This window comes from Pseudomonas sp. EA_65y_Pfl2_P78, assembly GCF_963970495.1.
Lineage (GTDB): Bacteria > Pseudomonadota > Gammaproteobacteria > Pseudomonadales > Pseudomonadaceae > Aquipseudomonas > Aquipseudomonas baetica_A.
In genome coordinates, this window is the sequence record NZ_CAXAON010000003.1 from 196,001 (window position 1) to 216,273 (window position 20,273).

A 20,273-nucleotide genomic window follows, 5' to 3' on the forward strand; every position below is an offset into this window, starting at 1 on the left:
ACCGCCCTCCTCGCAGCGAGCCTCCATGAACCACAGCCTCGATATCAGTCATCGCGACCCGGACTTGTTTGGCTTGCTCTACGGCTTCCGTTTTCTGCCGGGTGAGCGTGGTCGCGAAATCGATTCGGCCACCGCATTGCGCTGCCTGCAAGGTGACAGCGACAGCAATGAATTCCTCTGGCTGCACCTCAATCTGGCTCACGCCGCGTGCGAGCGCTGGATGAAAAGCCATCTGCAATTGCCTGAAGAATTTTTCGAAGCGTTGCATGAGGGCTCGCGTTCGACGCGCATCGAGCATGTCGACGCGGCGCTGTTGGCGGTGGTCAACGACGTGGTGTTCAACCTGAGCAGCATGGTGTCGTCGGATGTGTCGACGCTGTGGGTCTGCGTGCGCAGCAAACTGATTGTCAGCGCGCGCCTGCAACCGTTGCACTCGGTGGACAAACTGCGCTCGTCGGTGAAGGCCGGCGAACGCTTTCGCTCGCCCTCGGAATTGCTTGTACACCTGCTGCGCGATCAGGGCGAAGTGCTGACCCAGATCGTGCGCAAGACCAGCATGAGCGTCGATCAGGTCGAGGATCAATTGCTCTCCTCGCGGCTGTCGACCAACCGCGCCGAACTCGGTGCCAATCGCCGCGTGCTGGTGCGCTTGCAACGATTACTGGCGCTCGAACCCGGCTCTTTACTGCGCCTGCTCAACCGTCCGCCGCCGTGGTTGCAGAAGGAGGACGTGAAGGAGTTGCGCAAGTCCACCGAGGAGTTTGCGCTGATCATCAACGACCTCACCGCCCTTGGTGAGCGGATCAAGTTGCTGCAGGAAGAGATCGCCGCCAACCTCAACGAACAGAGCAACCGCACGCTGTTCACCTTGACCGTGGTGACGGTACTGGCGTTGCCGATCAACATCATTGCCGGTTTTTTCGGCATGAATGTGGGGGGCGTGCCGCTGTCGCAAGACCCGCAAGGGTTCTGGATTCTGGTGGCGCTGGTGGCGACGTTTACCGTGATTGCCGGGCGCTGGGCGTTTCGTAAACGTGGCGATTACTGATCCACTCTTTTTTGTGCCCATCACAGACAACGATGTGGGTCAGAGGGTTGAACGGATCACCTCACCGAGCCAATCCATGAACACCCGCACGCGTAGCGGTAAATGCCGCTGCCGCGCATACAGCAACGAAATCGCCATGGCTGGCGCGGTGTACTGCGCCAGCACCGTCACCAGTTCGCCGTTATCCAGATGCGGCTGCATGCCGGTGCGCGGCACCTGCACCAGACCAAAACCGCCCAGGCAGGCCGACTCGTAAGCATCGGTGCTGTTGACCGTCACGCTGCCAGCCATCGGCAAACGCCGGACCTGGCCGCCCTCCTCGTAGACAAAGCCTTCCGAACGCGCCCCCAAAACACCGACGTAATGCACCAGCCGATGCCGCGCCAGATCCTCCAGCGTTTGCGGCACGCCGTAGCGCGCCAGATAAGCGGGGCTGGCGCAGTTGATCATGGGAAAGTCGCCCAGATGCCGGGCTACCACCGATTGATCGGGCTGCGCGCCGATCCGCACCACACAGTCGAAACCCTCGCTGAGCAGATCGACCCGGCGGTCGGTGCTGCTGATTTCCAGTTCCAGATTGGGGTGGCGCGCCATGAACGACGGCAGGCGCGGCATGACCAGTCGCCGCGACAGGATGTTCGGCATGTCGACGCGAATCCGCCCCGTCAGCGAGGCCTCGTCCTGACGAAACAGGCCTTCGATCTCGTCCATGTGCGAAAGCAGATCCTTGCTCCGCTCGTACAACACCAAACCGTCCTGTGTTGCCTGCACTTTGCGCGTGGTGCGCTGCAGCAGCCGCGTGCCAAGCAACGTTTCCAGCGCCTGCACATGCTCGGACACGGTAGAACGCGGCAAGCCGAGGCTCTCCCCGGCGAGGGTGAAACTCGACAGTTCGCTGACCCGGACGAAGGTGCGCAGCAGTTCCAGTTTGTTCATCGGGGCACTCGCTGATTGTTCGGTTTATTCGACCAGTGATTCCGGTTTAGCTCTGTTTATCACCTAAGGGCGGATAAATAAACTTTGCTCCATCCACTCACCGCCATTGAGGAAGTCCCATGAATCGCAAAATCGCATTGATCACCGGCGCCAGCCGTGGCCTGGGCAAAAACGCCGCCCTGCACCTCGCCGCGCAGGGCATCGACATCATCGGCACTTACAACAGCCGCGCCGATGAAGCCCAAGCGCTGGTGACTGAACTGGAACAACTCGGCGCCAACGCCGTGATGCTGCAACTGGACGTGGGTCGCAGCGAAGGCTTTGCCGATTTCGCCGCGCAGGTCGAGCACGCGCTCAAACATTTTGAACGTCAGCGCTTTGATTTCCTGATCAACAATGCCGGCATCGGCGTGCACGCCCTGTTCACCGAAACCACACCGGAGCAGTTCGACCTGTTGATGAACATCCAGTTGAAAGGGCCGTTCTTCCTGACCCAGCAATTGCTGCCGCTGATCAACGATGGCGGGCGCATCATCAACATCTCCAGCGGCCTGACCCGCTTCAGCCTGCCGGGTTACGGCGCCTACGCCGCGATGAAAGGTGCGATGGAAGTGTTGACCCGTTATCAGGCCAAGGAGTTGGGTGCACGACAGATCGGCGTGAACATCCTTGCGCCGGGCGCCATCGAAACCGATTTTGGCGGCGGCGCAGTGCGCGACAACTCAGCAGTGAACGCCATGGTCGCCAGCAACACCGCGCTGGGCCGTGCCGGGCAGCCGAATGACATTGGTGGCGCGCTGGCGTTGCTGTTGTCACCGGGTGGGCAGTGGATCAATGGTCAACGGGTTGAGGCTTCGGGCGGCATGTTTCTCTGAGCCTCAAGACTGAGGCACAGATGACGTTTGCTGCTCAGACCGGGCGGGTCTTCAAGACCCGCTCGCGCACCACGTCATAACCCCAGTGATACACATAGGTGTACGGCAGAAAGAACAGCAACACGCCGATGTCGAGCAAAAACGCCTGCCACAAACTGACCGACAGCCACCCGGCAATCAGCGGCACACCCATCACGATCAAGCCTCCCTCGAACAACAAGGCGTGCACCACTCGCACCCAAGCGTTGCGCGCAATGTGCAGGCGCTCCAGCAGGCGGTCGAAGAAGCGGTTGAACACCACGTTCCAACCCAGCGCCAGCAACGCGATCAACACCGTCACCGCGCCCATGTCGAGCAATGGTTTTTGCATGATCCACGCCAGCAACGGTGTGCAGATCACAATGGCCAACAGTTCGAAACCGACAGCCTGCAAGATACGTTCAGTGATGGATTTGTTGGCAGTCATGACCTGACTCCTTGAGTGAAGGTGGTTGCCATGATCCAACACCGAACCGATACTTCATAACCAATAACCATCGATCAAGGCGATAGTTGATGATCTCGCAGGAAGTGTTGTTGGCGTTTGTTCAAGCGGCGACCCAAGGCTCGTTTTCGGCGGCGGCGCGCAAACTGGGGCGCAGTCAGTCGACCATCAGCGCAGCGGTGGCCAGCCTTGAGATCGATCTGGATTTGCAACTGTTCGATCGCAGCAGCCGCAAGCCGACCCTCACCCCGGCCGGCCATGTGATGCTGCAACGGGCCGAGGCGATTCTCACGGCCAGCAGCCGCCTGGAAATCACCGCTCGGCAATTGTCCCAAGGCGTGGAGCCAAAGCTGACCGTGGCGATTTCCGACACCTATCAATCAGCGCGTTTTGAAGCGGCATTGATCGGGTTCGAGCAGCGTTATCCGGATATGGAACTGGAGTGTTTGATTGCCGAGTGCGACGACTTGATCGAACTGGTGCAGCGCGGTCGGGCGCATTTGGCCTTCGCCGAGATGCAAGACAGCTACCCGCCGGATCTGTTGGCCTCCACCGTCGCCGAGCGCACCGACATCGCCCTGTTCGTCAGCCGCGAGCATGCACTGACGACGCTCAAGCACATCGACCAAGCGATCCTGGAACAACATCGCGAACTGCGCCTGGCGACGATCGTCAATCCATACGACAGTCGCGCCAAAGGCCGTGTGTGGTCGGCGCCCAGTTACCTGATGCTGATGGAAATGGCCGAAATGGGCTTCGGCTGGGCACCGCTGCCGCGCTGGCTGGTGGGGCGTTTCGGCAACGGCACGCTGGTGGAACTGAACGTGCGCGGCTGGCCGAAACCGGTGTTTGTCGATGCTTTGTGGTCGCGGCTGCATCCGCCGGGGCCAGCGGGGAGCTGGTTATTGAGCAAGATGCTGGAATAGCGTGGCGGCCATGCCAAAACTCCATGACCACCCCCAATCCCCTGTGGGAGCGGGCTTGCTCGCGAAGAGGCCGGTACGGCCAGCGCCCCGTTCGGATCAGTCCAACGCTAGCAACCGCGCTTCAATGAACCGCCGCTCCGGCGCTTGCCGCGTCAATTCCAGCGCCCGTGAATAAGCCACCCGCGCCTCTTCCACCCTGCCCAACTGCCGACAGAACTCCGCCCGCGCCGAATGTGCCAAGTGGTAATCCTGCAACTCGCCACGATCCAGAATCCCCTCGATCAAGTTCAACCCGGCCAAGGCCCCGTCACGCTGAGCCACCGCCACCGCCCGGTTCAACTCGATCACCGGCGACGGCAGCACCCGCAACAACACGTCATACAGCCCGACGATCTGCTGCCAATCCGTCTCCCCTGCCGATCCCGCCTCGGCATGCACCGCCGCTATTGCTGCTTGCAGACAATACGGCCCGAACCGCCGCGTAGTCAGCGCACGCTCCACCAGCGCACAGCCTTGGGCAATCAACCCGGCATCCCAACGCGAGCGATCCTGATCGCTCAGCAGCACCAACTCCCCGTTCGGCGAAGTGCGCGCCGGTCTGCGTGACTCGTGCAGTAACATCAGCGCCAGCAGTCCCATGACCTCGGGTTCCGGCAGCAACTCCATCAACAAGCGCCCAAGCCGAATGGCCTCACGGGTCAGGTCCTCGCGGATCAGTTCGGCGCCCATCGACGCCGAATAACCTTCGTTGAATACCAGATAAATCACCCGCAACACGCTGTCGAGGCGCTCAGGCAATTCGCTCAGACCGGGAACTTGATAAGGGATTTTTGCATCACGGATCTTCGCTTTGGCGCGGACGATGCGCTGGGCAATCGTTGCCGGCGCCGACAGGAATGCGCGAGCGATTTCTTCGGTAGTCAGGTCGCAGACCTCGCGCAAAGTCAGCGGCACTTGCGCATCCGCCGCCAGCGCCGGGTGACAGCAGGTAAAGATCAGCCGCAAGCGATCGTCTTCCACATCTTCGCCACTCCAGTCGGCCTGTTCCAACGCTTCGAGTTGCGCCAGCAGCAGCGGCTGAGAAGCCTTGAAACGCGCGCGCCGGCGCAACACGTCAATCGCCTTGAAGCGCCCGGTGGACACCAGCCAAGTGCGCGGATTGTCCGGCACGCCGTCATGCTGCCAGCGCTCGACCGCGACAAAGAACGCCTCGTGCAAGGCTTCTTCGGCGAGGTCGAAATCGCCGAGCAGACGAATCAGCGTCGCCAGAATCCGCCGCGAGTCTTCGCGATAGACCTGTTCGACCCGCGCCCTGACCTCAGACATTCAATTGGCGCACGGGGCGTACTTCAACGCTGCCGACCCGCGCCGCCGGAATGTTACCGGCGACCTGGATCGCTTCGTTGAGATCCTTGGCGTCGATCAGATAGAAACCGGCCAACTGTTCCTTGGTTTCGGCAAACGGGCCGTCGGTGATCGACAACTTGCCGTTGCGCATGCGCACGGTGGTCGCAGTCTGTACCGACTCCAGGGCTTCGGCCGCGAGCATCCGCCCGCTGCCCTGGATCGACTCGGCATAGGCCCAGCACTCGGCGTCTTCCGGGCTGTCGGGCGACGAATGCAGCAAGCGCTCATCGCTGTAGACCAGGCATAAATACTTCATGGCGTTCTCCTGATTCGAACGGATCAACTATGGCTGAAGATCAGGGCTTCTGATGGTTCGATGGCGATTTCCTCGAACATGAAGATAGGCGAGCCGGGGCACCTATCCATCTTTTGTTGTGAAGACACCTTTAGTCGTTCGGCGAATCGGTAGATCGACAGACGAAACAAAAAATTTCCGAGATGGGCAAAGTCGCTAGAATCCGGGCTCATCTTTGTAGGAAAAAGGAAATTCCCGTGTCAGCCAAACTCGTGCCCTACGACAGCCTCAACGCCTTGCAGCGTCAGCAGGTCGAGGCCATTGAAATTCGCGCCGAGCAGATCAAGTTCTCCGGTGATATCCACGGTGCCTTGCACACTTTGCTGTCGAAACCGGCGCCCGGCGTGAAGGGTTTTGCGCTGTTGGCGGACGAAGTGCCAGTAGCGTTCCTGTTGCTCAAGCGCCCACCGGTTTTACCGGCCTGGGCCGATGAACACAGCGCCACGTTGCATGCATTGCAGGTCGATCATCGGGCACAGGGCAAGGGGTACGGCAAGGCATGCCTGCAAGCGTTGCCGGAGGTCGCGCGCCAGGCGTGGCCGGAAATCAAAGGCCTGGAATTGTCAGTGGACGCCGACAACGAAGCCGCCATCGCGCTGTACGCCAAACACGGCTTCGTCGACAGCGGCGAAGCGTACAAGGGCCGGATCGGCTACGAGCGACGCATGGGGCTGTTCTTCTAAATCATCGAGGGGATGCACGATGATCGATTCAATCCACGCACTGGAAGCCATTTACGGATTGCCTCACGAGCGTTCAGTGCGCAAGCAGATCACTTTTCTCAACGAAGACTATCAGGCGATGGTGCGGGTCTCGCCGCTGGTGATCGTCAGCTCGGTGGGCACCGAAGGCCTCGACAATTCACCGCGCGGTGATGCGCCGGGGTTTGTGCGGATCATCGATGAGCGCACGCTGGCCCTGCCGGATCGCCCCGGCAACAACCGCATCGATACCTTGCGCAACGTGCTGCACGACCCGCGAGTGTCGCTGTTGTTCATCATTCCGGGGATTGGCGAGATGTTGCGGGTCAATGGCACGGCGCAGATCAGTGCTGAGCCGGAGCTATTGGATAGTTTTGCGGTAAATGGCAAACCGGCGAAAACCGTGTTGCTGGTGAACGTGCAAGCGGCGTACTTCCACTGTTCTAAAGCGCTTGTGCGTTCGGATGCGTGGAATCCTCAAACGCATCTACCGCGCTCTGCCCTACCGAGTGCGGGCGCCTTTCACAAGCGCCTGAGTGATGGCCAGTTCGACGCGGACAGCTACGACCGCGAAGCACCGAAGCGAGTGCGTGACACACTTTACTAAGCACTCCCCCCCCCTTGCCCCTGTGGGAGCGGGCTTGCTCGCGAATGCGGTGTGTCAGCCAAGTAGATATCGACTGAAACGGCACCTTCGCGAGCAAGCCCGCTTGTACACAGGGGGGTGCGCGTTTTTTAGAGGGTCAGGATCATCTCGTGCCACGCCATGCCGCCGTGATCGGACTCGGACGGTTTGATGTAGGCAAAGCCGAACCCGGCGTAAAGCGGAATGTGCTTTTCCTTGCACATCAGGTGAATCGTCGCCTTGTCCATCCCGCGCATGCGTTCGATGAACTCGGCCATCAGGCGCTTGGCCAGGCCCTGGCCCTGATAATCCGGGTGCACCACCACCGACATGATCACCACGTTCGGCCCCGCCGGATCGTGGCCGATCAGTTCCTTGAACGCCTCATCGGACATCTGCACATCAAACGCCGCACCCGCGTTGACGAAGCCTGCGACGACCCCGCCCACCTCGGCGACGATGAAGCCCTCCGGCCAGGTGGCGATGCGGGTGGCGATCTTCTCGCGGGTGGCGGCTTCGTCGCCTTCGTAGGCAACGGTTTCGATGGCGTAGCAGCAATCCAGGTCGGCGGCAGTGACGTTACGGATAAGGGTGTTCATGGCAGCTCGAAATCAGTGGAAACAAGGCTGCCAAGCATAAAGCACAAACACCGAGGCCGGTCAGTGAACGGCCTCGTGCATTGATATCAGGCCTTGAGCGGCAGCCAGATTTCCAGCGTGCCCGCATTGATCCTGGGGTTGAAATCTTCGCTGTATCGCTCGAATTCCGGCGCATCGGCGGCTTCGCGCCCCGATTGTGGCAGCCAGGTTTTCCAGATGTATTGAAAGGTCGCGGGCAACTGATCCAGTGAGCCTTTGTGCTCGAACACGGCATATTGCTGGGGCTGAATCTCGACCCAGCGATATTGCTCCGGCAGATCGTCAAGCTTGCTGATCTCAACGCCGGCAATGTACTCAAAACCACCCTGGCCATCAGGATTGCAGCAGATGCCGTAGGTCACTTCATTTTTCTGGCCCGGAATTTCGCCCAAGTGCGGGATGAATTTTTCCCAAAGCTGCGGGATGCCCTCGGTGGTGTCCTGAGTAAACCGTCCGCCCAGTCCGGCAATCAGCAGAAAGTGTCCATTTTCGAAGCGCGGTTGCGCCACTTCGACGCGTGTTTGCTCATCCATGATTCGACTCCGGAACAAAATAGGGGTTCGGCTGGTGAGTATAGGAAGCCCAAACCGATTCGCACGGTTACAGCGCGTGCAACTGCTCGACGGCGCCCGAACCGACAAACTCGTTATAGCCCGATACGATCACGTATACCGCGAAATAGCAGAAGATCGCTGCAGATGCCATGTATGAGTAGCGCAGCAATTTGTCGCCGAGCAGCTTGCCACCGTGGCTTGCAGCGAAGCACAAACCGGCCGACCACAGCAGCCCGGCGCAGAGGAACCCGGCGAGAAACAGCGCCGAACTCAGCGGGCCACCGCCACCGGAACGGGCGATCAGCGTGCCGCCCACCGCCGCAAACCAGAGAATCGCGCTCGGCGACGACATGGCCAGAAAGATCCCGCGGAAGAATTCCTTGCGATGGGAGTTGTGCCCCACTTCAGCGGTTTGCGCGAGCAGCGCTTCGTGGTGAATTGCCGAATAAATCATCTTCGCCGCAAAGTAGATCAACAGCGCCGAACCGCCGATCCACAGGACCCAACGCACGGTTTCGTATTGCAGCAGCACGGTCATTCCGGCCAGTGCCAGCACCGCATAAACCAGGTCGCCGACGCAGGTGCCCAGGCCCAGTGCGAAGCCCTGAAAGTATCCGCGCTGCATCGCCAGGGTGATCATGGCGATGTTGGCCACGCCGATGTCCAGGCACAGCGAAAGACTCAGCAAGAAGCCGCTGGTGAATTCCATCAACCATTTTCCTTGGGCAAAAATTGTTAAAAAACGCGCTGGACAGTATGCCATCACTGACCTTATCTTCCGCCACAGGTCACCGCAGTGACCCGCGTCGCTCGGACGGTTCCGGGCGCTTACGTTATCCGAGGCAACAATGGCTGAACAAGGTTCGCCGCGCCGCTTTGCGCGCATTGATCGACTTCCCCCTTACGTTTTCAACATCACCGCCGAGCTGAAGATGGCCGCGCGGCGTCGTGGTGAAGACATCATCGACTTGAGCATGGGCAACCCCGACGGCGCCACGCCGCCGCACATTGTCGAAAAACTTGTGCAAGTCGCCCAGCGTGACGACACCCACGGTTACTCCACGTCCAAGGGCATTCCGCGCCTGCGCCGGGCGATTTCCAACTGGTACAAGCAACGCTACGAGGTCGATATCGATCCGGAAAGCGAAGCCATCGTCACCATCGGCTCCAAGGAAGGCCTGGCGCATTTGATGCTGGCCACACTGGATCAGGGCGACACAGTGCTGGTGCCGAACCCGAGCTACCCGATTCACATCTACGGCGCGGTGATTGCCGGCGCCCAGGTGCGTTCGGTGCCGCTGGTGCCCGGTGTGGACTTCTTCGCCGAACTGGAACGGGCCATTCGCGGCTCGATTCCGAAGCCGAAGATGATGATCCTCGGCTTTCCGTCCAACCCCACCGCGCAGTGCGTGGAGCTGGACTTCTTCGAGCGAGTCATCGCCCTCGCCAAGCAGTACGACGTGTTGGTGATCCACGATCTGGCTTACGCCGACATCGTCTACGACGGCTGGAAAGCGCCGTCGATCATGCAGGTGCCGGGCGCCAAGGACATCGCGGTGGAGTTTTTCACCCTGTCCAAGAGCTACAACATGGCCGGTTGGCGTATCGGTTTCATGGTCGGTAACCCGGAACTGGTCAACGCCTTGGCGCGGATCAAGAGCTACCACGACTACGGCACCTTCACGCCGCTGCAAGTGGCCGCGATTGCGGCGCTGGAAGGCGATCAACAGTGCGTGCTCGACATTGCCGAGCAATATCGTCAGCGGCGTAATGTGCTGGTCAAGGGCCTGCATGAACTGGGCTGGATGGTCGAGAACCCGAAAGCTTCGATGTATGTCTGGGCGAAGATTCCCCAGGCTTATATGCATTTGGGTTCGCTGGAATTCGCCAAGAAGCTGCTGGCCGAGGCCAAGGTTTGTGTCTCGCCGGGGGTCGGGTTTGGTGAGTACGGCGATGACCATGTGCGCTTTGCGCTGATCGAGAACCAGGACCGGATTCGTCAGGCGGTACGCGGGATTCGCGGGATGTTCAGAGCCGATGGTTTGGTCCCGAAAACCGGCGCCTGACACATTTCCCGCTCCCACACTGGTTTTGGGTGAACCATAAAATCCGCCCACAAAAAAACCGCATCGCTGCGGTTTTTTTGTGCCTGACGATATCGCTTAAACGAACAGCGACAACAGCAGGATAAAGCCCAACGCGACGATGGAGAGGATGGTTTCCATCGCCGTCCAGGTCTTGAATGTCTCGGCCACGGTCATGTTGAAGTATTGCTTCACCAGCCAGAAACCGGCGTCATTGACGTGGGACAGGATCAACGAACCGGCACCGGTGGCAAGCACCAGCAGTTCACGGTTAACGCCAGGGATCATCCCGACCACCGGCACCACGATGCCTGCACCGGTGATGGTCGCCACGGTAGCCGAACCGGTAGCGACGCGAATCACCGCCGCCACCAGCCACGCCAGCAGGATCGGCGAGATCTGTGCGCTGACCGCCATGTGACCGATCACATCACCCACACCGCTGGTGACCAGCATCTGCTTGAAGCCACCGCCGGCACCAATGATCAGGATGATCGCAGCCGTGGGTGCAAGGCTCGAATCCAGCCATTTGAGAATCTGCTGGGAGCCGATGCCTTGCTTGTGACCGAAGGTGTACAGCGACAGCAGCAACGCCAGCAGCAACGCCGAGATCGGGTGGCCGATCATGTCCATCCAGGTACGGAAGAAATGGCCGTCCGGCAGCGCCACGTCTGCGAAGGTTTTGAGCAGCATCAGGAACACCGGCAGCAGCACGGTGATCAGGGTGATGCTGAAGCTCGGCAGCTTGGTCGAATCGGTTTCACGGGCCAGTTGATCGACCAGTTCCTGATTCGGGTGACCCGGAATGTGCTTGGCGATGAACGTACCGAAGATCGGGCCGGCAATGATTGCCGTCGGCAGCGCGACGATCAGACCGTAAAGAATGGTCTTGCCGATGTCAGCGCCGAACACGCCGATGGCCAGCAGCGGGCCGGGGTGCGGTGGCACCAGACCGTGCACGGCGGAAAGGCCGGCGAGCAGAGGGATGCCGATCTTGATGATCGACACGCCGGTACGACGGGCAACGATGAACACCAGCGGAATCAGCAGCACGAAGCCGATTTCGAAGAACAGCGGGATGCCCACCAGGAACGCGGCAAACATCATGGCCCACTGGACCTTGTCCTTGCCGAACGCGCGAATCAGGGTCTGGGCGATCTGATCCGCCCCGCCCGACTCGGCCATCATTTTGCCGAGCATGGTGCCCAGCGCGAGGATGATGCCGACAAAACCGAGCACGCCACCGAAACCGTCCTGGAACGCCTTGATGATGGTGCCGATCGGCATGCCGGAGGTCAGGCCGAGGAAGGCGGCGGCGATGGTCAGGGAAATGAACGGGTGAATTTTGAACTTGGTGATCAGGATAATCAGGCCGATTACCGTGACCACTGCATCGAGCAGCAGGAACGAGTCGTGGGACATGCCAAACATTAGGGGTGTCTCCTGGTTGTTGTTGTTATTAAAGCGGGTTGATCAGAAGTCGTGAGGACAGCGCTATCTGCTTGAACACACTCATACCGCCGGTTTCAGACCGTGGGCCTGCCACCAGACGTGAGCCTGTTCGGCCAGTTCTTCAACGCTGTGGATCGAAGCATTCAACGCCAGGGTCAACGGCTCGCCGACCGGCGATTGGAGGGTGGCGAACTGGCTTTCGATCAACGTGGCCGGCATGAAGTGGCCCGGGCGGTGGGAGACACGCTCGGCGGCGACTTCAGGGGTCAGTTCAAGAAACACGAAACCCAGGCCCGGCAAGGCACTGCGCAGCACTTCGCGGTAACTGTGTTTAAGCGCCGAACAGGTCAGCACCGGGCGCTGGCCTTGTGCATCGACGCGACGCAGTTCATCGCACAGGCTGTCGAGCCAGCCGGCGCGGTCTTCGTCGTTCAGGGGGATCCCCGCGCTCATCTTTTCGATGTTGGCGGCCGGATGAAAAGTATCGCCTTCAATGGCAGTGGCGCCGCTCAATTGGCACAGGGCCTCGCTGACGCACGTCTTGCCGCAACCGGCAACGCCCATGATGACCAGGGCGGTGATGGGATGACTCATATAACACCTCAGCGCGCAGACAGCGCTACCTTTGCTAGCTATGACTCTAGTGCACAGGCAGAAGTTGCCGACGCCTTCTTGTCGTTTTTTTGGGTTGCAGCAGGTTTGTTCCCGATACCAAAAAGCGAGGATCAGGCAGGATCTCGCTCACGCATTTGCAGCTGCATCAGGACAGCGCTACCTTAGTGCCTTGATTTTTGTTTGGCAAGCCGCCCGATGACCACCCCTAAAAACGATAAAAATACCCGCACCACCGGCCGTCCCACCCTCAATGAAGTTGCCCGCCTGGCCGGCGTGAGCCCGATTACCGCCTCCCGCGCGTTGCGTGGGGTCAGCACCGTGGCCACCGAACTGGTCGAAAAAGTCCAGAAAGCCGCGCTCGAACTCAACTACGTCGTCAACCCCGCCGCCCGTGCACTGGCCTCGGCCCAGAGCCATTCAGTGGTGGTGCTGGTGCCGTCGCTGTCCAACCTGCTGTTCATCGATACGCTGGAAGCCATTCATCGGGTGCTGACGCCCAAGGGCTTCGAAGTGCTGATCGGCAACTTCCACTATTCCCGTGATGAAGAAGAGAACCTGCTGCGCAACTACATGGCTTATCGGCCACGCGGTTTGCTGCTGACCGGGTTTGATCGCACTGAAAGTTCACGGCGGATGATCGAAGCCAGCAACATTCCCTGCGTGTACATGATGGAACTGGACAGCGCCGCCGGGGTGAATTGCGTCGGGTTCTCCCAGCTCAGCGCGGGCGAGACGGCGGCCAAACATTTGTTGTCCCGTGGGCGCAAGCGTCTGGCTTACATCGGCGCGCAACTCGATCAGCGCACCTTGTTGCGCGGTGAAGGTTTTCGCAAAGCCTTGCAGAAGGCCGGGAGGTACGACCCGGATCTGGAAGTGCTGACCCCCCGTGCGTCGTCCGTGGGGTTGGGCGGCGAGTTGTTTGTGCAATTGCTGGCAGCGCACCCGGATGTCGATGCGATCTTCTTCGGTAACGACGACCTGGCGCAGGGCGCTTTGCTTGAGGCGCTACGCAATGGCATCAGGATTCCCGAGCAAGTGGCGATTCTGGGCTTCAACGACTTGCCGATGTCCGAGCACATGGTGCCGCGCCTGAGCAGCATCAATACCCCGCGTGAAGCGATTGGCCGGCGGGCGGCGGAACAGATGCTGACGTTGATGGCGGGTAACAGCGTGGCGCGTCCAGTCGAGGACATGGGCTTCGAACTGAAAATCCGCGAAAGCACATAACACCGCTCCCACACTGGATTGGCGCAACACTCTAGTGACCGAGGCGCTCAACCAGTGCCAACGCACCCTTCTGCAGCGGTTGGCTCTTGAGCCACACCGCATGCACCGGCAGCACCAGACCGTTTTCGATGTTGCGAAAGTTCAGCCGTTTCAAGCGCCCCGAGTCCAGCCGCGACTGCACCACCGACAACGGAAAATTGCCCCATCCCAATCCTGCCTCGACCATCTCCATTGCCGTCTCAAGGTTGTCGGTGCGCCAATACGATTGCGCCACCAACGGTCGTGTCTCGCTGATCGGCAAGTCACGACTGGCCACAACGATCTGGCGCACCTGCACCAAATCCTCCAGGAACAGATCCTGCCCCTGCAACAACGGGCTGTTCGCCGCCAGTGTGGCGATCATGCGTTCACTGCCAACAAACTGAAAGCGCTCCAGCACGTTCACACTCAGCCCGGCGAATGCGATACACACATTGACGCGGCCACTGTGGAGCATCGCCAGCACGTCATCCTGGGGCGCGGTCAGCACTTCGATGTCGAGCAGCGGGTGACGCTCGGCAATTACCCCTATCGCCGCCAGCAAACGATGGCGATCGATGTCCGCCACCACGCCGATCGACAGTTTGCTCTCCAGCCCCAACGACAACTCCACCGCGTGCACTTGCAGTTGTTTGAGCTGTTCGGCAATAAGCCTTGCATGGGGCACCAGTGACAGGGCCATTGCCGTCGGTTGCGGTTCGCGATGACGGCGGTCGAACAACGAATAGCCGAGTTCAGCCTCAAGGTTGCCAATGCCCATGCTCACCGCCGACGGGACTTTGCCTAACGCCCGAGCGGCGGCGGAAAACGAGCCGCGTTCGATCACGGCGAGGAACAGTTCGATGCTGTCACTGTTGAAATTCAAATTGGCTAACCTATCAATAAAACTGAAAGCTACTGACTTTTTCTGTCAGCCCTATTGAAGCTATCTTTCGCCGCCTTCGCCAGCCCCGCTGGCCAACAAGTGGCAAGAAAGAGGCAACTCCATGCAAGGCGTCAAACGCAAACTGGTCTATGTGTCGCTTTACGAAGTGATCGGCATGACCTTCTCCGCCCTCGGTCTGGCGCTGTTGTCCGGCACCTCGCCGGGCAGCACCGGGCCGCTGGCCGTGATCATCACCACCATCGCCGTGACCTGGAATTTCATCTACACCTCGATGTTCGAACACTGGGAAAGCCGTCAGCCATCACGCACCCGCACGGTCAAGCGACGCATCGTCCATGCCGTTGGTTTTCAACTGACGTTGATCGTGTTTCTGATTCCGTTGATCGCGTGGTGGATGAACATCAGCCTGATGCAGGCGTTTCTACTGGATCTGGCGCTGATCATCTTCATCCCGTGCTACACGTTTGCGTTCAACTGGTTGTTTGACCGGGTGTTTGGTTTGCCGGCCTCGGCGCTGCCGGAATCTGACGCTGGAGCACATTGCCCGACGCTGACAGATTGCGGTGATCCACTGCCGCCAACCGGCAAGGGATGACCGCTTTTTCAATCGACTGAATCAAACAACCCTATGAAGTAAAAGGCTTTATTGATCGGGCATGGTAATTGCTCATGCATGGCGGTCAGTCATTACCTACAGGTCAATTCATCATGTTGGTCAGTGCCAAACAAATGGAAATTCTGCCGCTGCCCAAGCGGCTGGCAGAGGACGCGACCGCCACGGCGGCCGCCGGTCTGCAAGGCGGCCTGCACGGCGCGATGCTGCAAGCGCTGCAAAACCAGGTGCAGACGCAAAACAGCGAAGCCACCGCCAAGGTGCAAGCTTCGGCCACGCAGATTGCCACTCAGCAAGTCAGCGCTGCCGCACGCCTGAGCGATAACGTCGACGAAGCCTTCGCCAAGACCCGCGTCGGCCTGCAAACCACCGACACTTCGCACGCAACCAAAATCAGCGGTTCCGCCACCGACGAGTTCAAGGACTACATGAGCAAGACGCCTGAACAGCGTCTGCGCGACAGTATTCTCAAGGACATGGGCATCACCGAAGACGACATCAAGAACATGCCGCCGGAGAAACAACTGGCCATCGGCAAAGAGATCGCCCAGCGTTTGCAGGACAAGATGCAACTGGCGCAATCGGAGAAAGAAAACGTCAATGACGTCAAGGACAGCGACAAGATGGCGAATACGTTTCTGGCTGCGCTCTGAGCTCAAGCCAGCATGAAACCTGATGTGGGAGCGAGCAAGCCCGCTCCCACAGGGGTGGTATGGTCAGTTCAACTGCAACGTCTCATTGAACTGGCTGATCGCATCCACCACATGCCGTGAGCCCTGCTGAATCTCCAGAATCACCTCCCCCGCCTCATTGGCCAATTCGACGCCAAGGCCCGTTCGGTTCAGGCTCGATTGCATGCTCGACACCGCGCTCAACGACAAGTCGTGGTTTTTGCGCACCACGTCGACAATTTCCAGGGTCGCCTGACTGGTGCGTGCCGCCAGGCTTCGAACTTCATCGGCGACCACGGCAAAACCGCGTCCATGTTCGCCGGCCCGCGCCGCTTCAATGGCGGCATTGAGCGCCAGCAGGTTGGTCTGATCGGCGATGCCGCGAATGGTCTGGACGATGGTGCCGATGATGTCCGATTGTTTGCTCACCGCATCGATGCTCACCGCAGCTTCGTTGAGGTCGTGGGAAATGTCCTGAATGATCTGCACCGTTTGCTGCACGACTTGTGAGCCTTTTTGCGCACAGGCGTCGTTTTGTACGGAAGTGCTGTGGGCTGATTCCGCAGCGTTCTGCAGGGTGGTCATCTGTTGGGTGATGTCGCTGGCGAACTTCACCACTTTGTACAGCCGCCCTTTGGCATCGAACAACGGGTTGTATGAGGCCTCCAGATAAACCATTTGCCCGGATTTGTTCTTGCGCTCGAAACGGTGCGAGTGATACTCGCCGCGATTGAGCGAAGCCCAGAACGCCTTGTATTGCGCAGACTCGGCTTCGGCGCGATGGCAAAACAGGCTGTGGTGATGGCCGACGATTTCGCTGAGCGAGTACTGCATGGTCTTGAGAAAATTTTCGTTGGCGGTAATCACATTGCCCTCGGGGGTGAACTCGATCACTGCCATGGAGCGACCGATCGCCGCCAGCATGCTTTCCTCTTCATGCTCCTTGTTGATCCGCGCGGTAATGTCCGCCGCCACCTTGATCACACTTCTGACTTGCTTGTCCTGGCCATACACCGGCATGTAACTGGCTTCGAGCCAGACTTCCTCGCCGCGCTTGTTCAAGCGTTGGAAAGTGCCGCTGATCGGCTCACCACGGGCCAGGTCGCGCCACAAACTGGCGTACTCTTCGCTGCGATAAAACGCTTCTTCACAAAAGATCCGATGATGTTTGCCACGCACTTCCTCGGCGCCATAGCCCATGGTCTTGCAGAAGTTTTCGTTGGCATCCAGAACGATACCTTCAGGGCTGAACTCAATCATCGCCATCGAGCGGCTGATCGCGTCCAACTTGGCGCTGGCTTCGGTCAGGGCACAACTGAAGCGTTCGATTTCCTGCAGGTCAGCCTTGTGATGTAGGTTGAACATGTTTGTATCACCTTTCGCGCGGACTTTTGATTTGATGAAAGTTCAGGTCTTTCAAGATCCATCACTACGTTCCACAGAACAGGCACACGCACTCCTCCACGGGAGGAAGTTGTCAGGTGATAAATGATGATCAATCGGAGTGTCCATGCAGCGACGCTCTAATCAAGACATCCTTCTCTTGATAGCCCGCCTGCGGGCCAGCCCTAACGCGTTGAAGAACTTCCATTTAAATGACGCTCCTTGTTGGTTCAGTGTCGGTGCCTTGGAATGCGCACTCTGGCAGCGTGAAATCACAGACTAACCCGTACGATCCACAAGGTTAGTTAAGTGTCAGCATAGACAGCGAAAAGCCTTGCGCAAGGCCACTAGTCGGCCAGTATCTGGCACTTTTTGCACAAGAATCGGTTCAGCGAAGGGATAGGTCGGCGGGTCGAAGGCCATCACGCGGGGTGGGCGGCGTCGAAATGATCGGGACATGGCGTTGACCGGAACGGGAATCCTCCCCTCTGTGCAGCCGCGGTGAATGAATTTTGCAGATCACTTGCGAATTCAGCCAGGAGCCCGAGAACCGGGCTCCGGAGAGGCGTGATCAATGACCGAAGATGTCGACTTTCTTGGCTTTTTTCTCGGCGCGTTTTTCAATCGCGGTCTTGGCCGGCTTCTTCTTCGCGGCTTTCTTTGAATCCATACCTTTGGACATGATGCGTACTCCACTCACAGGGGATGTGAGATCAGGTATACACCTATCCCGCCGCGCGCGTTCTTTTATAATCGCCGCTTTGCCCACCGACAGTCCGAACCCATGCCTGACACCCAATACAGCCTGCTCGACGAGTCTCTTTGGCCGTTGATGAACAAGTTTTACCGCCGCCACCAATCCTCGATGAAAGCCGTGCGCGAGGCGCATTTGTGGGTGGCACGCCGGGGAGAGATTGTCGCTGCGTTGTGTTTACGGCCAGTGTCGGGCGGCCAATGGTTGACCGGGTTGTTCGTCGATCCCGGATGTCGTGAGCAGGGGATTGCGGCCAAGCTTATGGACGCCGCGCTAGAGGACATGACGCAGCCCGTGTGGCTGTTCTGCCATCCGGATTTGCGTGGTTTTTATGAGCGACGCGGGTTCAGTTTCGACCCGCCCCTGCCCCAGGCGATGGCTGAGCGGTTGAGCCGCTATGCGCGCTGCAAGCCAATGATTGCGATGGGGCTGAATCAATAGAGATCCAATAGGGGCGATTGTGCCGGACTCGGATCAATCGTCTGCGGCGGGATCGAGATCCGGGAACATCACCTCGGTGAAGCCGAACTTGCTGAAATCAGTGATGCGCGACGGGTACAGCCGACCGATCAGATGATCGCACTCGTGTTGCACCACTCGCGCGTGGAAACCTGAAGCGATACGCACGATCGGCTCGCCCTTCGGATCAAAGCCCTCATAACGAATCTGCTGATAACGATCCACCGCGCCACGCAAACCCGGCACCGACAGACAGCCTTCAAAGCCCTCTTCGGTGAATGGGCTCAGTGGTGTGATCAGCGGGTTGATCAGGATCGTCTGTGGCACCGCTTCAGCGTCCGGGTACCGTTCGCTGTGCTCGAAACCGAAGATCACCAGTTGCAGGTCGATACCGATCTGCGGTGCAGCCAGGCCGACGCCGCCGACGCTTTCCATGGTCTGGAACATGTCGTCGATCAGTTGCCACAACTCGGCGCTGTCGAACATTTCGGCCGGTACCGGCGGGGCGATGCGCAGCAGGCGCTCGTCGCCCATTTTGAGGATTTCACGGATCATGATCAGGCTTCGTCAGTGTCCGGCTTGAGCGAATGATCGCGGCCCAGGCCCGAGACATGTTGTTTGGGATGTTCGTCGAGTTCGCCGGGGACTTTCTCGCCCGAGTCCTTGCCCTCGTGGGACATGTGTTCGATCACCGCATTCATCTCCGCGCCGAGCAACAGCACCGCCGAGGAAATGTAGAAGTACAGCAACAGCACGATGATCGCCCCGATGCTGCCATACATTGCGTTGTAGTTGGCGAAGGTTTTCACATAAAACGCGAAGCCCAGTGAGGCAATGATCCACACCACGACTGCCAATACCGAACCCGGAGTGATGAAGCGGAACTCCTGTTTGACGTCCGGCATCACGTAGTAGATCAGTGCCACGGCAACCATCATCAGAATCACGATGACCGGCCAGCGCGCGATGGTCCAGACGGTGACGATGACTTCTTCCAGGCCAACCTGCGCGGCGATCCAGCCCATCACTTGCGGCCCGAGCACCATCAGCGCGGCGGCGGCCAGCAACATGCCGGCAATGCCGACGGTGTAGAAAATCGACAGTGGAAAACGCTTCCAGACCGGCCGGCCTTCGACCACATCGTAGGCGGCATTCATCGCGCTCATCATCAGGCGCACGCCGGCAGATGCGGTGTACAGGGCAATCACGATACCGACCGAAAGCAGCCCCCCCTTGGACTGCTGTAACTGATCAATCACCGGGTTGACCTGTTCCAGCGCCTGCGGTGGCAGCACCAGTTCCGATTGCAGACGCAGCCAGGTAAAGAAGTCCGGCAGGTGCAGGAAACCGATCAGCGCAATCAGGAACAGAATGAACGGGAACAGCGAAAACAGCATCTGGTAGGCCAGTGCCGAGGCGTACGTCGACATCTCGTCGTCGATGAATTCAGTTACGGTGCGTACCATCACCCGGTGCAGGGGCAAACCTTTCATGTCCGGAAATATCATTCGCGTCTCCTTTCGCCGCATTACAGGTTGAAGTCGTGGCGACTCAGGGGCCGTTTTTTACATCACGTTAGCCTACTTGGCGAGCCTCGGTGG

At 59.2% G+C, this 20,273-nt stretch carries 23 protein-coding genes and 1 pseudogene; 10 read left to right on the forward strand and 14 right to left on the reverse strand.

Annotated elements, in window-relative coordinates; all coding sequences use genetic code 11:
• The first annotated feature begins 25 nt into the window (after positions 1–25).
• Complete coding sequence (locus AACY02_RS04450) at positions 26–1,048, forward strand: transporter (RefSeq protein WP_339430915.1); 1,023 nt, start codon at positions 26–28, stop codon at positions 1,046–1,048.
• Between the two features lie 39 nt (positions 1,049–1,087).
• Here AACY02_RS04450 and AACY02_RS04455 read toward each other — a convergent pair whose 3' ends face one another.
• Positions 1,088–1,984 (reverse strand): LysR family transcriptional regulator, encoded by an 897-nt coding sequence (locus AACY02_RS04455; RefSeq protein ID WP_339430916.1) that lies wholly within the window; start codon positions 1,982–1,984, stop codon positions 1,088–1,090.
• A 119-nt stretch (positions 1,985–2,103) separates the two neighbouring features.
• Here AACY02_RS04455 and AACY02_RS04460 point away from each other — a divergent pair, with 119 nt between their 5' ends.
• Positions 2,104–2,859 carry an SDR family NAD(P)-dependent oxidoreductase gene (locus tag AACY02_RS04460; protein ID WP_339430917.1) on the forward strand — a complete coding sequence of 252 codons (756 nt, stop codon included), beginning with the start codon at positions 2,104–2,106 and terminating at the stop codon, positions 2,857–2,859.
• Positions 2,860–2,893: 34 nt separating this feature from the next.
• Here the strand turns inward: AACY02_RS04460 and AACY02_RS04465 are convergent, their stop codons facing one another.
• Complete coding sequence (locus tag AACY02_RS04465; RefSeq protein WP_339430918.1) at positions 2,894–3,325, reverse strand: multidrug/biocide efflux PACE transporter; 432 nt, start codon at positions 3,323–3,325, stop codon at positions 2,894–2,896.
• Positions 3,326–3,414: 89 nt separating this feature from the next.
• On the opposite strand from AACY02_RS04465, the gene AACY02_RS04470 reads away from it, so the two are divergent.
• Complete coding sequence (locus tag AACY02_RS04470; RefSeq protein ID WP_339430919.1) at positions 3,415–4,269, forward strand: LysR family transcriptional regulator; 855 nt, start codon at positions 3,415–3,417, stop codon at positions 4,267–4,269.
• A 96-nt stretch (positions 4,270–4,365) separates the two neighbouring features.
• On the opposite strand, the gene AACY02_RS04475 is transcribed toward AACY02_RS04470, so the two are convergent.
• Together AACY02_RS04475 and AACY02_RS04480 are read right to left on the reverse strand one after the other, a co-directional pair.
• A complete protein-coding gene (locus AACY02_RS04475) occupies positions 4,366–5,595 on the reverse strand; it encodes an RNA polymerase sigma factor (RefSeq protein ID WP_339430920.1) in 1,230 nt (409 codons plus the stop codon).
• Positions 5,588–5,932 carry a YciI family protein gene (locus AACY02_RS04480; protein ID WP_047599621.1) on the reverse strand — a complete coding sequence of 115 codons (345 nt, stop codon included), beginning with the start codon at positions 5,930–5,932 and terminating at the stop codon, positions 5,588–5,590. The genes AACY02_RS04475 and AACY02_RS04480 overlap by 8 nt, the downstream gene beginning before the upstream one ends.
• Positions 5,933–6,168: 236 nt before the next feature.
• Between AACY02_RS04480 and AACY02_RS04485 the strand changes: the two genes are divergently transcribed.
• The gene (locus AACY02_RS04485; protein ID WP_339430921.1) at positions 6,169–6,654 is read left to right on the forward strand and encodes a GNAT family N-acetyltransferase; all 486 of its coding nucleotides are present in this window, start codon (positions 6,169–6,171) and stop codon (positions 6,652–6,654) included.
• A gap of 19 nt (positions 6,655–6,673) precedes the next feature.
• Positions 6,674–7,279, forward strand: a complete 606-nt coding sequence (locus tag AACY02_RS04490) for a pyridoxamine 5'-phosphate oxidase family protein (RefSeq protein WP_339430922.1) — start codon at positions 6,674–6,676, stop codon at positions 7,277–7,279.
• Positions 7,280–7,407: 128 nt separating this feature from the next.
• Here the strand turns inward: AACY02_RS04490 and AACY02_RS04495 are convergent, their stop codons facing one another.
• The 3 genes from AACY02_RS04495 to AACY02_RS04505 form a co-directional block, all read right to left on the reverse strand.
• Positions 7,408–7,896 carry a GNAT family N-acetyltransferase gene (locus AACY02_RS04495; RefSeq protein ID WP_339430923.1) on the reverse strand — a complete coding sequence of 163 codons (489 nt, stop codon included), beginning with the start codon at positions 7,894–7,896 and terminating at the stop codon, positions 7,408–7,410.
• A gap of 86 nt (positions 7,897–7,982) precedes the next feature.
• On the reverse strand, positions 7,983–8,468 hold the full coding sequence (locus tag AACY02_RS04500) for a GyrI-like domain-containing protein (protein ID WP_339430924.1): 486 nt from the start codon (positions 8,466–8,468) through the stop codon (positions 7,983–7,985).
• Positions 8,469–8,535: 67 nt separating this feature from the next.
• Positions 8,536–9,198, reverse strand: coding sequence for a LysE family translocator (locus AACY02_RS04505; RefSeq protein ID WP_339430925.1), 663 nt, complete (start codon positions 9,196–9,198; stop codon positions 8,536–8,538).
• A gap of 139 nt (positions 9,199–9,337) precedes the next feature.
• On the opposite strand from AACY02_RS04505, the gene alaC reads away from it, so the two are divergent.
• On the forward strand, positions 9,338–10,555 hold the full coding sequence (gene alaC, locus AACY02_RS04510; RefSeq protein ID WP_339430926.1) for an alanine transaminase: 1,218 nt from the start codon (positions 9,338–9,340) through the stop codon (positions 10,553–10,555).
• A 96-nt stretch (positions 10,556–10,651) separates the two neighbouring features.
• Here the strand turns inward: alaC and AACY02_RS04515 are convergent, their stop codons facing one another.
• Positions 10,652–12,004 (reverse strand): GntP family permease, encoded by a 1,353-nt coding sequence (locus tag AACY02_RS04515; protein ID WP_339430927.1) that lies wholly within the window; start codon positions 12,002–12,004, stop codon positions 10,652–10,654.
• A gap of 81 nt (positions 12,005–12,085) precedes the next feature.
• Positions 12,086–12,619 (reverse strand): gluconokinase, encoded by a 534-nt coding sequence (locus AACY02_RS04520; RefSeq protein WP_221730740.1) that lies wholly within the window; start codon positions 12,617–12,619, stop codon positions 12,086–12,088.
• A gap of 216 nt (positions 12,620–12,835) precedes the next feature.
• Between AACY02_RS04520 and AACY02_RS04525 the strand changes: the two genes are divergently transcribed.
• A complete protein-coding gene (locus tag AACY02_RS04525) occupies positions 12,836–13,867 on the forward strand; it encodes a LacI family DNA-binding transcriptional regulator (RefSeq protein WP_339430928.1) in 1,032 nt (343 codons plus the stop codon).
• A gap of 31 nt (positions 13,868–13,898) precedes the next feature.
• On the opposite strand, the gene AACY02_RS04530 is transcribed toward AACY02_RS04525, so the two are convergent.
• Positions 13,899–14,771 (reverse strand): LysR family transcriptional regulator, encoded by an 873-nt coding sequence (locus AACY02_RS04530; protein WP_339430929.1) that lies wholly within the window; start codon positions 14,769–14,771, stop codon positions 13,899–13,901.
• Positions 14,772–14,892: 121 nt separating this feature from the next.
• Here AACY02_RS04530 and AACY02_RS04535 point away from each other — a divergent pair, with 121 nt between their 5' ends.
• Both AACY02_RS04535 and AACY02_RS04540 read left to right on the forward strand, forming a co-directional pair.
• Entirely contained in the window at positions 14,893–15,387 is a 495-nt protein-coding gene (locus AACY02_RS04535; protein WP_339430930.1) for a PACE efflux transporter, read from the forward strand.
• Between the two features lie 113 nt (positions 15,388–15,500).
• Positions 15,501–16,058 carry a hypothetical protein gene (locus AACY02_RS04540; protein ID WP_339430931.1) on the forward strand — a complete coding sequence of 186 codons (558 nt, stop codon included), beginning with the start codon at positions 15,501–15,503 and terminating at the stop codon, positions 16,056–16,058.
• Between the two features lie 63 nt (positions 16,059–16,121).
• Here AACY02_RS04540 and AACY02_RS25935 read toward each other — a convergent pair whose 3' ends face one another.
• Complete coding sequence (locus AACY02_RS25935; protein ID WP_445261996.1) at positions 16,122–16,661, reverse strand: methyl-accepting chemotaxis protein; 540 nt, start codon at positions 16,659–16,661, stop codon at positions 16,122–16,124.
• A gap of 3 nt (positions 16,662–16,664) precedes the next feature.
• Positions 16,665–17,441, reverse strand: a pseudogene (locus AACY02_RS25940) (PAS domain-containing protein); the annotation flags it as partial.
• Between the two features lie 802 nt (positions 17,442–18,243).
• On the opposite strand from AACY02_RS25940, the gene AACY02_RS04550 reads away from it, so the two are divergent.
• Positions 18,244–18,654: a GNAT family N-acetyltransferase gene (locus AACY02_RS04550; RefSeq protein WP_339430933.1), complete on the forward strand. Its 411-nt coding sequence runs from the start codon at positions 18,244–18,246 to the stop codon at positions 18,652–18,654.
• 33 nt (positions 18,655–18,687) lie between these two features.
• Here AACY02_RS04550 and def read toward each other — a convergent pair whose 3' ends face one another.
• Both def and AACY02_RS04560 read right to left on the reverse strand, forming a co-directional pair.
• Positions 18,688–19,227, reverse strand: a complete 540-nt coding sequence (def, locus tag AACY02_RS04555; RefSeq protein ID WP_339430934.1) for a peptide deformylase — start codon at positions 19,225–19,227, stop codon at positions 18,688–18,690.
• Positions 19,228–19,229: 2 nt separating this feature from the next.
• A complete protein-coding gene (locus tag AACY02_RS04560) occupies positions 19,230–20,180 on the reverse strand; it encodes a YihY/virulence factor BrkB family protein (protein ID WP_339430935.1) in 951 nt (316 codons plus the stop codon).
• Positions 20,181–20,273: the final 93 nt, after the last annotated feature.

Coding starts and splice junctions, on each gene's coding strand:
- AACY02_RS04450 (WP_339430915.1), top strand. CDS start 26: ATGAACCACAGCCTCGATATCAGTCATCGCGACCCGGACTTGTTTGGC.
- AACY02_RS04455 (WP_339430916.1), bottom strand. CDS start 1,984: ATGAACAAACTGGAACTGCTGCGCACCTTCGTCCGGGTCAGCGAACTG.
- AACY02_RS04460 (WP_339430917.1), top strand. CDS start 2,104: ATGAATCGCAAAATCGCATTGATCACCGGCGCCAGCCGTGGCCTGGGC.
- AACY02_RS04465 (WP_339430918.1), bottom strand. CDS start 3,325: ATGACTGCCAACAAATCCATCACTGAACGTATCTTGCAGGCTGTCGGT.
- AACY02_RS04470 (WP_339430919.1), top strand. CDS start 3,415: ATGATCTCGCAGGAAGTGTTGTTGGCGTTTGTTCAAGCGGCGACCCAA.
- AACY02_RS04475 (WP_339430920.1), bottom strand. CDS start 5,595: ATGTCTGAGGTCAGGGCGCGGGTCGAACAGGTCTATCGCGAAGACTCG.
- AACY02_RS04480 (WP_047599621.1), bottom strand. CDS start 5,932: ATGAAGTATTTATGCCTGGTCTACAGCGATGAGCGCTTGCTGCATTCG.
- AACY02_RS04490 (WP_339430922.1), top strand. CDS start 6,674: ATGATCGATTCAATCCACGCACTGGAAGCCATTTACGGATTGCCTCAC.
- AACY02_RS04495 (WP_339430923.1), bottom strand. CDS start 7,896: ATGAACACCCTTATCCGTAACGTCACTGCCGCCGACCTGGATTGCTGC.
- AACY02_RS04500 (WP_339430924.1), bottom strand. CDS start 8,468: ATGGATGAGCAAACACGCGTCGAAGTGGCGCAACCGCGCTTCGAAAAT.
- AACY02_RS04505 (WP_339430925.1), bottom strand. CDS start 9,198: ATGGAATTCACCAGCGGCTTCTTGCTGAGTCTTTCGCTGTGCCTGGAC.
- alaC (WP_339430926.1), top strand. CDS start 9,338: ATGGCTGAACAAGGTTCGCCGCGCCGCTTTGCGCGCATTGATCGACTT.
- AACY02_RS04515 (WP_339430927.1), bottom strand. CDS start 12,004: ATGTTTGGCATGTCCCACGACTCGTTCCTGCTGCTCGATGCAGTGGTC.
- AACY02_RS04520 (WP_221730740.1), bottom strand. CDS start 12,619: ATGAGTCATCCCATCACCGCCCTGGTCATCATGGGCGTTGCCGGTTGC.
- AACY02_RS04525 (WP_339430928.1), top strand. CDS start 12,836: ATGACCACCCCTAAAAACGATAAAAATACCCGCACCACCGGCCGTCCC.
- AACY02_RS04535 (WP_339430930.1), top strand. CDS start 14,893: ATGCAAGGCGTCAAACGCAAACTGGTCTATGTGTCGCTTTACGAAGTG.
- AACY02_RS04540 (WP_339430931.1), top strand. CDS start 15,501: ATGTTGGTCAGTGCCAAACAAATGGAAATTCTGCCGCTGCCCAAGCGG.
- AACY02_RS25935 (WP_445261996.1), bottom strand. CDS start 16,661: ATGACCACCCTGCAGAACGCTGCGGAATCAGCCCACAGCACTTCCGTA.
- AACY02_RS04550 (WP_339430933.1), top strand. CDS start 18,244: ATGCCTGACACCCAATACAGCCTGCTCGACGAGTCTCTTTGGCCGTTG.
- def (WP_339430934.1), bottom strand. CDS start 19,227: ATGATCCGTGAAATCCTCAAAATGGGCGACGAGCGCCTGCTGCGCATC.
- AACY02_RS04560 (WP_339430935.1), bottom strand. CDS start 20,180: ATGATATTTCCGGACATGAAAGGTTTGCCCCTGCACCGGGTGATGGTA.